Annotated in this window: 11 protein-coding genes and 2 tRNA genes; 5 read left to right on the top strand and 8 right to left on the bottom strand. The window is 75.3% G+C overall.

From position 1 onward, the window contains the following. Positions 1-72: 72 nt before the first annotated feature. Positions 73-951, bottom strand: coding sequence for a DUF2797 domain-containing protein (locus ACZ5FU_RS11515; RefSeq protein ID WP_468833935.1), 879 nt, complete (start codon positions 949-951; stop codon positions 73-75). Between the two features lie 336 nt (positions 952-1,287). Then, positions 1,288-1,938, bottom strand: a complete 651-nt coding sequence (locus tag ACZ5FU_RS11510; protein ID WP_451531330.1) for an FMN-dependent NADH-azoreductase — start codon at positions 1,936-1,938, stop codon at positions 1,288-1,290. A 119-nt stretch (positions 1,939-2,057) separates the two neighbouring features. Between ACZ5FU_RS11510 and ACZ5FU_RS11505 the strand changes: the two genes are divergently transcribed. Beyond that, entirely contained in the window at positions 2,058-2,417 is a 360-nt protein-coding gene (locus tag ACZ5FU_RS11505) for a winged helix-turn-helix transcriptional regulator (RefSeq protein WP_451531331.1), read from the top strand. Between the two features lie 810 nt (positions 2,418-3,227). Here ACZ5FU_RS11505 and ACZ5FU_RS11500 read toward each other — a convergent pair. From ACZ5FU_RS11500 to ACZ5FU_RS11490, 3 genes are all read right to left on the bottom strand, one after another. After that, on the bottom strand, positions 3,228-3,449 hold the full coding sequence (locus ACZ5FU_RS11500) for a hypothetical protein (protein ID WP_451531332.1): 222 nt from the start codon (positions 3,447-3,449) through the stop codon (positions 3,228-3,230). A 134-nt stretch (positions 3,450-3,583) separates the two neighbouring features. Continuing rightward, a tRNA-Arg gene (locus ACZ5FU_RS11495) sits at positions 3,584-3,656 on the bottom strand. A gap of 208 nt (positions 3,657-3,864) precedes the next feature. Further along, a tRNA-Ser gene (locus ACZ5FU_RS11490) sits at positions 3,865-3,955 on the bottom strand. 155 nt (positions 3,956-4,110) lie between these two features. Between ACZ5FU_RS11490 and ACZ5FU_RS11485 the strand changes: the two genes are divergently transcribed. Together ACZ5FU_RS11485 and ACZ5FU_RS11480 are read left to right on the top strand one after the other, a co-directional pair. Beyond that, positions 4,111-4,620, top strand: a complete 510-nt coding sequence (locus ACZ5FU_RS11485; RefSeq protein WP_469045257.1) for an SSI family serine proteinase inhibitor — start codon at positions 4,111-4,113, stop codon at positions 4,618-4,620. 343 nt (positions 4,621-4,963) lie between these two features. Then, complete coding sequence (locus ACZ5FU_RS11480; protein WP_469045256.1) at positions 4,964-9,313, top strand: hybrid sensor histidine kinase/response regulator; 4,350 nt, start codon at positions 4,964-4,966, stop codon at positions 9,311-9,313. 87 nt (positions 9,314-9,400) lie between these two features. On the opposite strand, the gene ACZ5FU_RS11475 is transcribed toward ACZ5FU_RS11480, so the two are convergent. Beyond that, entirely contained in the window at positions 9,401-9,994 is a 594-nt protein-coding gene (locus ACZ5FU_RS11475) for a TetR/AcrR family transcriptional regulator (RefSeq protein WP_451780560.1), read from the bottom strand. Positions 9,995-10,123: 129 nt separating this feature from the next. Between ACZ5FU_RS11475 and ACZ5FU_RS11470 the strand changes: the two genes are divergently transcribed. Next, on the top strand, positions 10,124-11,329 hold the full coding sequence (locus ACZ5FU_RS11470) for an MFS transporter (RefSeq protein WP_451531336.1): 1,206 nt from the start codon (positions 10,124-10,126) through the stop codon (positions 11,327-11,329). A 221-nt stretch (positions 11,330-11,550) separates the two neighbouring features. Here ACZ5FU_RS11470 and ACZ5FU_RS11465 read toward each other — a convergent pair whose 3' ends face one another. Both ACZ5FU_RS11465 and ACZ5FU_RS11460 read right to left on the bottom strand, forming a co-directional pair. After that, the gene (locus ACZ5FU_RS11465) at positions 11,551-13,194 is read right to left on the bottom strand and encodes a long-chain fatty acid--CoA ligase (protein WP_451780574.1); all 1,644 of its coding nucleotides are present in this window, start codon (positions 13,192-13,194) and stop codon (positions 11,551-11,553) included. A 380-nt stretch (positions 13,195-13,574) separates the two neighbouring features. Continuing rightward, a complete protein-coding gene (locus tag ACZ5FU_RS11460) occupies positions 13,575-14,123 on the bottom strand; it encodes a SigE family RNA polymerase sigma factor (RefSeq protein WP_451531337.1) in 549 nt (182 codons plus the stop codon). Positions 14,124-14,399: 276 nt separating this feature from the next. Here ACZ5FU_RS11460 and ACZ5FU_RS11455 point away from each other — a divergent pair, with 276 nt between their 5' ends. After that, positions 14,400-15,308 (top strand): bifunctional DNA primase/polymerase, encoded by a 909-nt coding sequence (locus ACZ5FU_RS11455; protein WP_468833943.1) that lies wholly within the window; start codon positions 14,400-14,402, stop codon positions 15,306-15,308. Positions 15,309-15,405 lie beyond the last annotated feature (97 nt).

The following is a 15,405-nucleotide window of genomic DNA, read 5'->3' as shown; positions in this document are numbered from 1 at the left end:
CCGTCCGGCCCGGAACGGGGGGTGGGGCGAGGTGGGATGGTTTGTCGCGAGGCGGCCGGGTCGGCTCGGCCCTCAGAACAACTCGTCCTGGAGATGTCCCGTCGGCTTGTCGAACTCCCGTACCGGCAGGCTCACTTCATCCGTCCTCCCGGCCGGGACGAGCTTCCAGCCCCGCATCAGCCGGGTGTCCAGCACGACGACTCCCGCCGCCGTCGCCAGATGCAGGTCCGGGCCGGCGGCGGCGACCAGCTCCCCGCTCACCACGCCCCCGGCGGTCAGCTCGCTCACCGCGCCGACGGCCGCCGGTGCCGCCGCGAGGCCGAAGACCTCCATGTGGTCGACGGCGCGGAAGGGCTCCCGCGTCAACGACTCGGGCCAGCCGCCCAGTCCGACCGCCGCGGCGTGCAGCTCACGGATCTCCAGCGCCCGTTCTCCCGCGTGCCGGGGCAACCCGGCCCGTACGGCGCGCTTCTGGGCGTAGGGGACCCGGTCGGGGACGCGCAGCGCGGCCCGCAGCAGCTCCTCCGTGCGCCGGGCGGCCATCAGGGGGCCGGTGCCGAGCCAGCTGAAGGCGACGGCACCCTGCTCCAGCAGCCGCGCCGGCCCCCGCCCGGCCGCGGTGATCCCGACCTTGACCAGGCCGGGCCCGAACCAGGCCAGGTAGACGCGGTACGGCCGCGGATCGTCGGCGACACCGTCCGCGGCGACGGAGTGCGCCCGGTCCAGCCGCCCGCACTCCTCGCAGCGCGCCCCCGTGCCGCGGGCCGGTACCACCGCCCGCACCGGGCACGGGTGTCCCCGGGCCCCCGTGCACACCCGCGCACCCCCCTCCTCGACCCCGAAGGCCACCTTCTTCCCCCACGACAGCGGGCTCCGGCGTCCCCCGTCCCACAGCAGCTCGGGGCCGGCCCCCGACCAGCGCAGCCCCGCGCACTTCCATGCCTGTGCCATCACCCACCACGGTAGGCGCCCCCACCGACAACGCCCCCGCGCCCGCCCGCCGGGGAGACCGCCCGGCCCCCGGCCGGGGCGGGGCCGTTCCGAGCCGAGCCGTTCCGAGCCGGTCCGGGTGATGCCGGGACGGGCCGGATCAGGTCGGCCCCGCCCCGGTCCGGCACGGCCCTGCTGGGGTCTTTCGTTCGGATCGGGCCGGATCGGGGAGCGGGGTCCGGTGCCGTGCCTCGCGAGGCGGAGGAGGGAGTCGGGGCGGAGCCCTGGCGACCGACGACGACGCGGCGGGGTGCGGCACCGGGGCCCGCGAGCCCGGCCTGATCCAAACGAGAGACCCTAGGCCGCGACGCGGGCGGCGAGCCGCTTGGCCTTCTCGGCGGCGTCGGCCAGCGCCCGCTCGCGGGACGCCTCCGCGAGGGGGACGAGGTCCGCCATCGCGGGGTTGGTGGCGGCCAGGGTCAGCTCGGGCACGATGAAGTCGACCTCGGCGCCGACCATGTCGACCAGGACGGCCCGGAGGTAGTTCTGCACGTACTCGTAGCCCTCGCGCGGGGTGCCCGGCGCGTAGGAACCGCCCCGGCTGGCGACGACGGTGACCGGAAGGCCCTTGAGGGTCGAGTCGGGTCCGGCCGTGCGGCCCATCAGGAGCACCTGGTCCATCCACGCCTTGAGGGTCGAGGGGATGGTGAAGTTGTACATCGGGGCGCCGATCAGCACGGCGTCCGCCGCCTCCAGCTCCTCCACCAGCTTCAGCCGCTCGGCGAACGCCGCGGCCTGCTCCGGCGTGTGGGTGGCCGGGTCGGCGAAGCCGGCCGAGGCGGCGAGGACGTCCAGGTGCGGGACGGGTTCCGCGGAGAGGTCGCGGTAGTTCACGGTGCCCTGCGGGTGCTGCTCCTCCCACGCCTTGCGGAAGGCCTCCGTCACCGCGCGGGACGCGGAGGCGGAAGCGGGGAACAGCGACGAGTCCAGGTGCAGCAGCGTGGCCATGGGGCACTCCGAGGTGAGGGTACGTTTTCGTACGCAGCTATAAATACCTACGCGACAACTAATAACACAGCTACTTACTTTTTTTCACCCCCGAACGGCAGAGCGGTACCCTGGAGGGCATGGCGGACATGAGGACGGATCACGAGCCGGGGGCGTGCAGCCGGGTCGGCGACGGCATCACCAGCGTCTTCGGGCTGCTCGGGAAGCGCTGGACGGGCATGATCGTGGCAGCGCTGATGCAGGGCCCGGTCCACTTCGCCGAACTGCGCCGCGGCATCCCCGGCATCAGCGAACGCATGCTGTCCGACCGCCTGACCGAGCTGAGCGCCGCCGGCCTGGTGGTGCGCGAGGTCGACGAGGGCCCCCCGCTCCGCGTCTCGTACCGCCTGACCGAGGCCGGGACGGCGCTGGGCCCGGCCCTCCACGAACTGGGCCGCTGGGCGGAGGAACACCTGCTCAAGACCGGCGGCGCCTGCTGAGGCGGACTCCGGAACCCGGCGTGCCGGTACGGCGCCCGGGGCGGCCGGGTGCGTGCTCGGGGGCCGCCGGCGTCCCGGGCGGCAGCGGGCCGGGCACGGCTTCACCGGCCGGAACCGCGTCCGCCCGACCGCGCGCGGCTCCGCGATCCGGGGCCGTTCCGGGCCGCGCTCGCGTCGTACCGGCGACCGGCCGGGATCACGCGCGGCTCCGCCGGCCCGCCGAAAGGGTCATGGCGCGGCCGGGAGCCGGCGCGGAGAGGGAGTTCTCGACGGAGCGGGCCGCGGCTTCCGCGCGGTCCCACGCTCCGATCGGGTCGAGGTCCTACGGCAGGTCGGCCGTCGGCCGGACGAGGGCCGCGCGCCCTGACCGGACACCGACGGCACGCGCACCGGCGGGGTGCGCGGCGTCGCGGACGTCACGGACGAGCGGCGCCGTCGGCCGCGGTCGGCCCCCGTCGGGCCCGGCGACGGCCGCGGCACACCGTCGCACCACGTGACAGAAGCCCCGCCCGGTGGATGGGCCGGGCCGGGGCCGGACAGGTCCTAGCGGGACCTGCGCCGAGGCGAACGCCGCTCGGGGACGGACTCCGGAACATCCTCGGGCGGGAAGTGGTCGTCCTCCGTGAACTCCACGAAGTCTCCGAAGTCCGGTGCCTGGAAGGGGTTCGCCGCCGGAGGCGGTGAGGTCGCGAGGGAACTGCGCGGCGCCCCTTCCGGAGCGGAGAACAGCGAGGTCGAGTCGATGAGAGGACTCCCATTCGTTACAGGTCCGTGAGGAAGCCGGTGTGCCGTGACCGGGCACCGCGGGTTCTACAGCTTGGTCAGCTTGGGGTACGGGGCGAGGATCCGCTGTTGCGCCGAGCCGAAATCGACGAGGACCGCGATGCCCTCCTCGATGCCGATCACCCGGCCGAGGCCGTACACGTCGTGCGTGACCTGGTCACCCACCGCGAACTGCTTGGGCGGCGGCGCCACCGGAGCCTTGAAGGGACTGGTGGGCAAATGGCGCTTCGATGCAGCAGGCTTTGTCATTGCCCCCAGTATGCGCCTGCCCGCGGCCGCCCGGCAGCTCTCGAACGCTTCTTCTGTCCCCGAGGAGGCTTCGGCGGGGCTTCGGCCGGCCCAACGCGAGAGGCCCCGGATCTCTCCGGGGCCTCTCGTCGGTGTGCACTCGGCAGGATTCGAACCTGCAACCTTCTGATCCGTAGTCAGATGCTCTATCCGTTAAGCTACGAGTGCTTGTTCTTCTTCTGTTTTCCGTCTCCGCTCCCGGCCCTTCCGGCCCGCTCGCGGCGACAGGAAGAACATTACATGACTGCCGCCGCCATGTGAAATCCGATTCCCCCACCCCTTGTGACCTGCGGGAAGACCCGATCCGGGGCGATGCGGAACAAGAGCCGGGAACGACGAAGCCCCGGTCGCGGAGGACCGGGGCTTCGAAGTCGAGCGGAGGCGGAGGGATTTGAACCCTCGATGGGCTTTGAGGCCCAAACCGCATTAGCAGTGCGGCGCCATAGACCGGACTAGGCGACGCCTCCACACAGCCGCTCGCGAGTCCGCGAGTGGCGCGTGCAGATGATGACACAGTCGAGCGTCGTGTCACCAATCGGCGTCCACGGTACTAGGCGGGCGGCCCGCAGGGCAAAGACATTCCCGGGCGCAACCTCGCCGGAGGCGCGGCGTTGGACAGGCCATGGTCCAGGTCACACCGCTGCGGCGGCTCGCTCTCACCCTCGCCGCCGCCTCCGCCGTCGCCGTCGGCTCCCTCGGCGCGGGTTCCTTCACCGCCCACGCCGGATCCGGCCCGGCCCGGCCGCCGCTCGCGCCGCCACCCGTCCGCGACGAGGACCTGCCCGACTCCGGCGACCACCTCACCGTGACGGTCCGGGGCGCGGGCGGGGAGACCGACGGGTCCTTCACGGTGCGGTGCCGTCCGGACCTGGGCACGCATCCGGACGTGCCGGGGGCCTGCGCGGCCGTGGAGCGCAACACCCGGTGGGGGAGGGATCCCTTCGCACCCGTGCCGGAGGGCAGCGTGTGCACCATGCGGTACGGCGGTCCGGCCACCGCCCGCGTCACCGGCCGGTGGGCCGGGCGCCCCGTCGACACCACGTTCGAGCGCGGCGACGGATGCCAGATCGAGCGCTGGGACCGGTTCGTGCCGCTGCTGCCCGGGGCGGGGCCGACACCGGACCGCCCCTGACGGGGAGGGCTCGGAGGCGGCCGGCCGGGGTTCCGTTCCGCGGCCGGCCACGACCGGCCGCAGGTGCCCGCCGGCCGCCGCGGTTCCGGCACCCCCGCGGCCCACCGGAACCCCACGGGTTTCCCGTGGTGGAAGCACCCGTCGCGTAGACGTCACGCGAAGGTCCCGCGAAGGCGGGGCGGGCGGTCGTACGTTCTGGGGCACTCCGTCGTGCGAGCTGCCTCTCATCCGGCGCCGCGGACACGGCCTCAACCCTTAGACTCGCTCGCGTGACACGTCGCGGGAGGGTTGGCAGTATGGCCCGGGCGGTCGGCAAGGTGCGGTGACAGGGAGGAAGCGACTCGTGAGCAGCAGGCCATCCCGAGGCGCTGCTCGCCTCGCAGCCATACTCGACGCACTGCCCGACGCGTTGGTCCTGGTCAACGCCAACGGGACAGTCGTCAACGCGAACACCATCGCGCTGGAGGCGTTCGAGACGCCGGGCACCGCCCTCGTGGGGCGGGGGCTGCTCGACCTCCTGCCGGAGTTCGACTCCAAGCTCATCCCCGGCTCGATGCGGCGCCCGGACCACATGGACCCGCGCGGCCGGACCAAGCCCACGCGGATGACCGCCCGGCGCACCGACGGCACCGAGTTCCCCGTCGAGGTCACCAGCGCCAACCTCGAGAACGGCCAGCAGGCCTACGACAGCCACGGCTACGCCAACGACGAGCTGCTGATGCTCGTGGTGCGCGACCTGTCGGGCACCGTCGACACCGAGGCCGAGCTGGCCCGGTCGCAGCGGCAGACCGAGATGATCCTGCGGGCCGCGTCCGAGGGCGTCGTCGGCACCGACACCGACGGGCGGATCGTGCTGGTCAACCCGGCCGCCGCCCAGACCCTCGGCTACCGGGCGAGCGACCTCGGCGGCAAGGAACTGCACACGCTCGTGCTGCACTCCCGTGCCGACGGCTCCCCCTTCCCCTACGACGAGTCGCCGCTCGCCGACACCCTGCGCTCCGGGCGCAAGCACCGGGTGCGCGGGCAGGTGCTGTGGTCCAAGAGCGGGGACAAGGTCTCGGTCGACCTGACGACCGCGCCCGTCCGCGACGGCGACCAGCTCGTCGGCGCCGTGATGACCTTCACCGACCGGCGGCCCTACGACTCCCTCGCCGAGGAGAAGGACGCCGTCGAGGAGCGGCACCGGGAGGAGCTGGAGCGGCTCTCCGAGGAACACGCCGCCGACCTCACCGCGCTGCGCCAGCAGCACGTCGCCGAGGTGGAGGAGCTGCACGAGCGCCACCAGGAGGAGCTGGCGGCCGGCGAGGAGCGCTACGCCGCGCTCGGCGAGCGGGAGAAGGACCGGTACGAGGCCCTCGCCGCCCGTCACGACCAGCTGCTGACCCTCCTCGGACGGTCGCTGCGCGGCCCCCTGGACGAACTGCGCCGCGAACTGTCCGCTCTCGCCGCCGACGACGCCGGGCAGCTGTGGCCCGAGGCCAACCAGGTCCTGCACCACCTGTCGGCTGGGTACGCCCGCATCACGACCCTCATCGACAACGTCCTCGGCTACCAGCGCCTGGACACCGGCGGGGAGGCCGTCACCCGGACGAAGGTGATGCTCGACGCCGTCGTCGCCGCCGGTGTCGACGGGGCCGTCGAGCTGGTCGGACCCGGCCGGGTCCAGTTCGCCGTGCACGCGCCGCCCATCGAGGCCGAGGTCGACGCGCGGCTCCTGGCGACCGCGCTCGCCCACCTCGTCGCCGACGTCGCGGGTGTCGACGCCACCGGCAACGCGCCCGTCTCGGCGGGCGGTTACATGGACAACACGGTCGTCGTGGCCGCCGCCCAGCGCGGCGAGGTGGTCCGCATCGAGGTGCGCGGCCCGTACGCGGGCGGGGACCCGGTGCACGAGCCGATCGTGCGCGGGATCGTGCGGGCGCACGGCGGCGTGCTCCAGACGCACGAGGTGCCGGGCATGAGCGGCAGCGCCTACGTCCTCGAGGTGCCGTTGGGCGGCGGGGCGGGCGCCGTCGCCGCTCCCGCCGTCGGGTCCGCCGTCGCGCTGCCGGCCGGTTCGCCGGACGGGACCGCGGAGACGGCGGACGGCGTCGCCGCGGGCGACACGGCCGACGGGCGGCCCGCCGTCGCGGGGCGGCGGCGGGCCCGGCGGGCCTCCGTGGACGCCTTCCTGGAGAGCGAGGCCGCGGACGCGGAGCCCGTCGGCGTCGAGGGCGAGTCCGCGGTGCCGACCGGCCGGCGCCGTCGGCGCGGTCCGGCCGCCGAGGAGATGCCGGCACCGGCCCCCGTCGAGGAGGCCGACGCCTCCGGCGGGACCGGTCGGCGGCACGCGCGGTCCGCCGGACCCGGCGGGGACGCCGGGGTGAGCGAGGGCGCCGTGGTCACGGCCGCCGAGCACGCGGCGGGCACCGCCGCCTCGGGCACCGGACTCGGCGGCACCGTCCCGCCGCAGGGCGTGCCGGTGCCGGGCGGACGGGGGGCCCTGCCCGACGGCGGCGAACCGCAGGCGGCCCTGCCGCCCGCCCTGCCCGCGCTCGCGGCCGCCCCGGTGCCCGCGGAGGACGCCGACCAGCCGACGGGCCGCCGTCGGCGTGCCCTGGCCGCCGCGAACGAACGCGCCGCCGCGCAGGAGGCGGGGCCCCGCACGGTGTTCGCCCTGCCGCCCGCGGAGGCCGACCGCCCGGCCGACGGGACGGCCGGCGCGCCGGGGACGGACGACGGCGCGGAGGCGCAGGAGGCCGGACGGGTTCCGGAGCGGCAGGGGCCGGTGCCGGTCGCTCCCGTCCCGGGGCAGGACGCCGTACCCGCCCCCGTTCCGCCGCCCGTTCCCGGGCAGGCTCGGACGCCCGCCCGGGCGGCGTCCGACGACGCGCCGATCGACCACGACCGGCACGACGCCGCCCCGCACGACCACGCCGGCGACCACACCCCGCCGCAGCCGCACCCCACCACCGCGCCCACGGGCCGCCGGCGGCGGGCCGCCGGCCGGCCGGTGACGGAGGCGGGCGCGGGGACCGAGGACGTCCCGGCCGCCGTCGTTCCGGCACAGGCACAGGGCCCGCGGGCGCAGACGCCTCCGGTGCAGGTTCCCGCGCCGGCCGCGTCCGTCCGGGTCCCCCGGGAACTGCCGCTCCCGGCTCAGCCGCTGCCCGGTGGGCCGGTCGCCGGCCGGCCCGTCGTGCCCGGTCAGGCCGGGCCGGCCGGCCCGGTCCCCCAGGCCGTACCGACCGTGCCGGCGCAGGCCGACGCACCCGCGCAGGTCCCGCCCGTCGGAGCGCTCCCCGCCGAAGCGGCCGTCCCGGCGACGCCGACCCCCGGTTCGGGCACCCCGCTGCCGCCCGAGGCGGCCACGGCACAGCCGCGGGTGGCCCAGCCCCTGCCCGCCGAGGCCGCGCCGCTCCCGCCCCTCGACCCCGACTCCACCCAGGGCCGTGCGTTCAGCGTGCGGACGCTGGGCCAGGGCGTGCCCTTCACCCGGCAGGCCGCGCAGGTGCAGCAGGCGCAGCAAGCGCCGCAGGCCCTGCCGACGCAGCGGGCCCAGCCGGTCCAGCGACTGCAGCAGGCCCCGCAGGCCGCCCCCCCGGCCTCCGCCACCCCCGCCCCGCACCACCCGAACGGCTCCGGGCGGCGCCGCAAGCTGGGCACGCGGCCGGACCCGGAGGCGGGACAGGAGCAGACGGCCCGTCCGCATCCCATGGCCGGGCAGGCCGCCGTACCGCAGGCGCCGGCGGCTCCGGGCGCGCCCGTCGCGCATCCCTCCCTCGGGGGCCGGCCGCTTCCCGGGCAGCAGGCGGCCGGACACTCCCTGGCCGGCCAGGTGCGGCTCGCGCCCGGGACCGAGGGGGCCGGGCGGTCGTACGCCATAGGCGCGCCGGACAAGGACGCCGCCGAGGGGCCGGAGCCGCTGGACGGGCCGGGCGGGGCCGTCGAGGTGGCCGATCCGCCGCGGTCGCAGCCGATGGACGACGAACTGCCGCCGGAGCCGCTGGACAACCCGCGTCGGCTGCTGGTGTGGCCGGCTCCGGACGTCAGTACGCAGCAGGCGCTCAGCGACCGCGGCTACCGGCCGGTCGTCGTGCACTCGCGCGAGGAGGTCGACGCCCAGATCGCCGCGTTCCCGGCCGCGCTGTTCGTCGATCCGCTGACCGGGCCGATCACCCGGACCGCGTTGCAGTCGCTGCGTCAGGCGGCGGTGGCCGCGGAGGTGCCGGTGCTGGTGACGGCCGGTCTCGGGCAGGCGACGCGCGAGGCGGCGTACGGCGCCGATCCCGCCGTGCTGCTGAAGGCGCTGGCGCCGCGGGACAGCGAGCAGCACCCGCCCCGGGTGCTGCTGATCGAGGAGCACGCGGAGATCGCGCTGGCGCTGACCGCGACGCTGGAGCGGCGCGGGATGCAGGTCGCGCGGGCGGCCGGCGACGCGGACGCGGTCACGCTCGCCGGGCAGCTGCGGCCGAACCTGGTCGTGATGGACCTGATGCAGATGCACCGGGGCCAGGCCGGGATCATCGACTGGCTGCGGGCGAACCGGCAGCTCAACCGCACGCCGCTGGTCGTCTACACGGCCGCCGTCGACCAGGCGGACCTGCCCCGGCTGGCCTCCGGCGAGACCGTCCTCTTCCTCGCGGAACGCTCCACCAGCGAGGAGGTGCAGGCCCGGATCGTCGACCTGCTGGCGCGGATCGGCACCAACTGAGGGGCCGGTCGCCCCTTCACGACCGGTCCCCCGTCCTGGCCGATCGTCCCCTCGCGGCCGGTCCTCCCGCCACGGCCGGGAGCTCCGTCACGGCCTGGCGACCAGCCTGCGGGCCGCTTCCTTCACGGAGGCGCGCAGGCGGTCGTGGTCGGGGTCGTCCCCGCCGACCAGGATGCGGCGCATCTGGGGGACGACGGTGGCCCAGTTGGCGAGCGCGACCAGCAGGAACAGCAGGTCGCGGGCGGGGATGGCGTCGTCGATGACCCCGCGGTCCTGGCCGTCCTGGACGGCGGCGACCTTGCGGGCGTAGTGCTCCTGCCGCTCGGCCTCGTCGGGGAGTTCGGCGGTGCCGTACTCGATGCCCTCCCAGTGGAGGAGCCGCAGGAGTTCGGGGTGGGCGGCGTGGTAGTCCATCAGCCGGTCCATCCAGCCCTCGACGTCGTCGGGGTCCACGGGGACGGCGGCGGCGAGGTCGACCATGCGGCGGCCGAGGACCTGGGTGAACAGCTCCGCCTTGTTGCCGAAGTAGGCGTAGATCAGCTGCTTGTTGGCCTTGGCCTCGGCGGCGATGCGGTCGATGCGGGCGCCCGCGATGCCGTACCGGGCGAACTCGGCGACCGCCGCTTCGAAGATCCGCGCCCTGGTGGCCTCGGGGTCGCGGGGGGTCCTGGTCGTTGCCATGGGGTCAGGGTAGCGCGCGGGTAACCAACTGGTTGGTTGACAGGGAATGGACGCGCGTCCGAGACTGTTCCCCCACCGTTCCAACCAACTGGTTGGTTATTGGAGTCGGCTCGAAGGAGTGCGTCCGCCATGCCGTCCGCAGTCACCACCAGGCAGCAGCACGCCGAGCCCGTCCGGCGGGCCCGGCTCGCCCACCGCCTGTTCCTCCCCCTCATCGCCCTGTGCACCGCCGTCACCGCCGCCAACATCTACGTGGCCGCCCCGCTCCTCCCCCTGATCGCCCACGACTTCGGCTCCGCGCCCTCGGCCGTGGCCTGGATCGCGTCGGTCGCCCAGTTCGGCTACGCCGCCGGACTGCTCTTCTTCGCCCCGCTCGGTGACCGCGTGAACCGCCGCCCGCTCGTCGCGGCCCTCTCGCTGGTCACCACGGCGGCGCTGGTCGCCGGTGCCGCGGCGGCCGGCACGGCCGCGCTCGCCGCCGCCGTGTTCGTCGCCTCGGCCGCCACCGTCGTACCGCAGCTCCTGGTGCCGCTGGTCGCCGAACGCGCTCCCGCCCGTCACCGCGCCCGGCACGTGGCGGCCGTCATCGCCGGCCTCTTCACCGGCATCGTCGCCGCCCGCGTCCTCGGGGGACTGGCCGGCCAGGCCTTCGGCTGGCGCGCGGTGTTCGTCGGCGCCGCCGGCCTCACCGCGCTCCTCGGCCTGCTCACCGCCGCCGCGCTGCCCTCCGAACGCCGTCGTCCCCGCGAAGGCGGCCTCTTCGCCGGGCTGCGCGCCATGCCCGGCCTGGTGCGCCGGTCACCCGACCTGTGGCGGGCGTGCGTGCGGCAGGCCGGCATGTACGGCGCCTGGAGCGCGCTGTGGACCTCGCTGGCCCTGCTGCTGACGGGCGGGGCGTACGGCCTCTCCACCGCGACCGCCGGGCTGTTCGGCCTCTTCGGACTCGCCGCCAGCGTCGTCGCCCCGCTGGCCGGCGGCCTGGTCGACCGCTTCGGCGCCGCGAAGGTGGTCCGCAACGCGTACCTGCTGGCCGCGGTCTCCGTACCGCTGTTCTGGCTGGGCGGCCGGGTGATGGTCGCGCTGTTCGTCGCCGCGATCGTGATCCACACGGCTCTCGTCGCCTCCCACGTCGCCAACCAGACGCTCGCCCTCACCACCACCGACGCCCCCGCCACCGCCAACAGCGCCTACGTCGTCGCGGGCTTCGCCGGCGGGGCCACCGCCTCGGCCCTGGCGGGCCTCGCCTTCAGCCACTTCGGCTGGAACGGCGTGGTCGCGATCGCGGGACTGTGGCTGACGGTCGGCTGGGGGACCACGACGGCCGGGAAGGCGTAGGCCCGCGGCGCCACGGCGGTCGAGAAGACCCGGGTCCACGGCGCGACGGCGGCCCGCGGCCCGGCGGGGCGGGGCACCGTCGCCGGCCGGGCGGCTCCGGCGGCGGGTGGTCCCGGCGGCCGGCGCGACGCCGGCCGGCCTTCCGCGCACAGCCGTCCGCCCGGCAGGGGCCGCGAGGTGCCCTGCCGGGCGGACGGGGTGTGTCAGAGCCGCCGGAGCCGTCAGAGGCGGGTGACGTCCAGGTCGCCCGCCGCGTACCGCCTGCGCAGCACCTTCTTGTCGAACTTGCCCACGCTCGTCTTCGGGACCGCCTCGACGATCGTCCAGCGCTCCGGGAGCTGCCACTTGGCGACGCCGCCCTCTTCGGCGAGGAAGGCGCGCAGGGACTCGAAGTCGGCGGTGGCGCCCTCCTTGAGGACGACCGTGGCCAGTGGACGCTCGCCCCACTTGTCGTCGGGGACGGCGACCACGGCCGCCTCGGCGACGGCCGGGTGGGACATCAGCGCGTTCTCCAGGTCCACCGACGAGATCCACTCGCCGCCGGACTTGATGACGTCCTTGGCGCGGTCGGTGAGGGTGAGGAAGCCGTCGGCGGAGATGGTGCCGACGTCCCCCGTCTTCAGCCAGCCGTCCTCGCTGAACTTGTCGGCGGGGCGCAGGGGTTCGCCCTCGGGACCGTTGTAGTAGGCGCCGGCGATCCACGGACCGCGGACCTCCAGCTCGCCCGCGGACTCCCCGTCCCAGGGGAGCCGCTCGCCGCCGGGCCCGGTGAGGCGGGCCTCGACCCCGGACGGGAAACGGCCCTGGGTCAGGCGGTAGCCGAACTCCGCGTCCGTGCCGACCGCGGCGGCCGGCGGGCGGGCGATGGTGCCCAGCGGGGAGGTCTCCGTCATGCCCCAGGCGTGGCAGACCCGCATGCCGAGCGCGTCGAAGGCCTCCATGAGGGAGGGCGGGCAGGCCGAGCCGCCGATGGTGACCTGGGTGAGGGAGGAGACGTCGCGCGGCCTGGCGGTCAGCTCGGACAGCAGGCCCTGCCAGATGGTCGGCACCGCGGCGGCGTGGGTCGGCCTCTCGCCCTCGATCATCTCGGCGAGGGGCGCGGGCTGCAGGAAGCGGTCCGGCATCAGCATGTTGACGCCGGTCATGAAGGTGGCGTGCGGCAGGCCCCAGGCGTTGACGTGGAACTGGGGGACGACCACCAGGGACGTGTCCTGGTCGGTCAGGCCCATCGACTGGGCCATGTTGACCTGCATGGAGTGCAGGTAGATCGAACGGTGGCTGTAGACCACGCCCTTGGGGTCGCCGGTCGTGCCGGAGGTGTAGCACATGGCGGCGGCCTGGCGTTCGTCCAGCTCGGGCCAGTCGTAGACGGTCGGCCTGCCGGCGATCAGGTCCTCGTACTCGTGCACCCGGGCCGTGGCGCCCGCGAGGAGCGAGCGGTCGCCGGGACCGGTCACGACCACGTGCTCGACCGTCTTCAGGTGCGGGAGCAGCGGGGCCAGCAGCGGCAGCAGCGAGCCGTTGGCGATGACGACCCGGTCGGCCGCGTGGTTCACGATCCACACCAGCTGCTCGGCGGGCAGCCGCAGGTTGAGGGTGTGCAGCACCGCGCCCATGGAGGGGATCGCGAAGTAGGCCTCGACGTGCTCGGCGTTGTTCCAGGCCAGGGTCGCGACCCTGTCGTCGCCGGCGACACCGAGGTCCTCGCGCAGGGCGTGCGCCAGCCGGGCGGCCCGGGCACCGATCTCGGCGTAGCTGCGCCGGTGCGGCTCGCCCTCGCCGGTCCATGTCGTCACCTGCGACGAGCCGTGGATCGTCGACCCGTGGGTCAGGATCCTCGAGATCAGCAGCGGTACGTCCTGCATGGTGCTCAGCACGGCGTCCTCCCAGGTGCGGCGACATTGCCTACGCGGTGGTAACGGTTGCGCTGATTCTGCGCACATACCAAGCGGTATGTCACTAGGGGGCGAGGATCGATCAGGTCACGTTGCGGCCCGCTGCGCACCGCGACGCCGGCGCGCCGGAGCCTGTCCGGCGGATCGAGTCGGAGGAAATCGGCAGTGCCTTGCCGCCCGGGTGAGCGGGGCCTGGTGCGTTCGGCCGCAAGGCGGAGGAGGGCGGCGACGCGATGGGGTCCCCCCGCGCGAGCGCAGCCGAGCGTGGGGGAGTCGGCAACCGGCGACAACGCCTCCCTCAGAAGGACGTGCCGGACCCCGCGTCTCCGGCATGATCCGCCGGACAGGCCTCAGCGGACGACATCCAGCTCGGGGTCCTCCCGGAGCTTGCCGAGCGCCCGCGACACCGCCGACTTCACCGTGCCCACCGAGACGCCGAGCACCTCCGCCGTCTGCGCCTCGCTGAGGTCCTCGTAGTACCTGAGGACGACCATCGCCCGCTGCCGGGCCGGCAGCTTCGCGATCGCCCGCCACATCGCGTCGTGCAGCGCCTGCCGCTCGGCCGGGTCCCCGTCGCCGGGCCGCGGCTCCGGCTCCGGCAGTTCCTCGCAGGCGAACTCGTCGACCTTGCGCTTGCGCCACTGCGAGGTGCGCGTGTTCAGCAGGGCACGGCGGACGTAGCCGTCGAGCGCCCGGTGGTCCTCGATCCGCTCCCACGCGACGTAGGTCTTGGCGAGCGCGGTCTGCAGCAGGTCCTCGGCGTCGCTCGGGTTCGCGGTCAGCGACCGCGCCGTGCGCAGCAGCACCGGCTGACGGGCACTGACGTACGACGTGAAGGACGGGTACGAAGAAGGCCGCGTCCTGCCGTTCGAGGCGCGGGTGCAGACGGGTGTGGTCATGGGCTCCACGCTAGGTTCGCACCCGCCTCCCGCGGATCGGCCGCAGGTGCCGAAGCCGGGTCCGCCTCAGGTTGTAGGGGTGGTGCCGGCCCCACCTCCTGAAGGTGGACGAGACCGCGCCCGCCCCTGCGGGATCGCCCCTGGGGGCCGCACGCCGACGACACCGGGGCACGGACGCTCCCCGCCCGGCCACCCCCGGCGCGGAAGGGAGCGGCCCGGCACCGGAGGGCGGCCGGCCCCCTTCCCATTCTCGAACGCATGTACGAAAATAGAGGTATGGCCACCACGGACCGGTACCCCCGGCAGGCCACCGCCCTGGCCCTCGCCCACGCCCTGACGGCCGCCGAACGCGGCCTGGCCGTCATCCCCCTGTCCCGGACCAAGCTCCCCGCGCTGCGCTCCCCCCACCGCGACGACCCCGAGGCCCCGCCCTGCCACGGCGCGTGCGGCCGCCCCGGCCACGGCGTGTACGACGCCACCACCGACCCCGCGCACATCCGCGAGCTGTTCGCCGCCGCCCCCTGGGCCACCGGCTACGGCATCGCCTGCGGCCTCCCCCCGCACCACCTGATCGGCGTCGACCTCGACACCAAGTCCGGCACCGACTCCGCCACCGCCCTGCGCGAGCTCGCCCTGCGCCACCTCTTCACCATCCCGCCCACGGTCGTCGTCCTCACCCCCTCCGGCGGCCGCCACCTCTGGCTCACCGGCCCCGCGGACGTCGTCGTCCCCAACTCGGCCGGCCGCCTCGCCCCCGGCATCGACATCCGCGGCGCCGGCGGCTATCTCGTCGGCCCCGGCTCCCGCACCGATCACGGCGTGTACGCGGTCGCCCCCGGCTCCGGCCACCTCGTCCCCGCCCCCTGCCCCCGCGCCCTGCTGCGCCTGCTCCTCCCGCCGCCCCGCCTTCCTCGGCAGGCGCCCCCGGCGGCCGGCGGGACGCACGGCCACGGCCTCGTCCAGTTCGTCCTCGCGGCCCACCGGGGACAACGCAACACCCGCCTGTACTGGGCGGCCTGCCGGGCCTACGAGGACGGCGTCGGCGAGGCCCTCTCCGAAGCCCTCGTCGACGCGGCCGTCCGCACCGGCCTGCCGCCCCGGGAGGCCCGCTCGACCCTGGCCTCGGCGGCCCGCACGGCCCGCCTCCGGCCCCCACCGCACCCCGGCGCCCACGAGCCACCGTGACGGGGGGACACGGAAGGGGGTGCCGCTCGGGAGGGCGGCCCCCCTTCCGGCCCCGCCGTTCCCGCCGTTCCCGCCCCACCGTTTTGGCCTGACGGCA

This window comes from Streptomyces sp. NPDC031554 (genome assembly GCF_055580685.1).
Note: the sequence above shows the minus strand (reverse complement) of the source record. Positions and strands in the feature narration are given on the sequence as shown.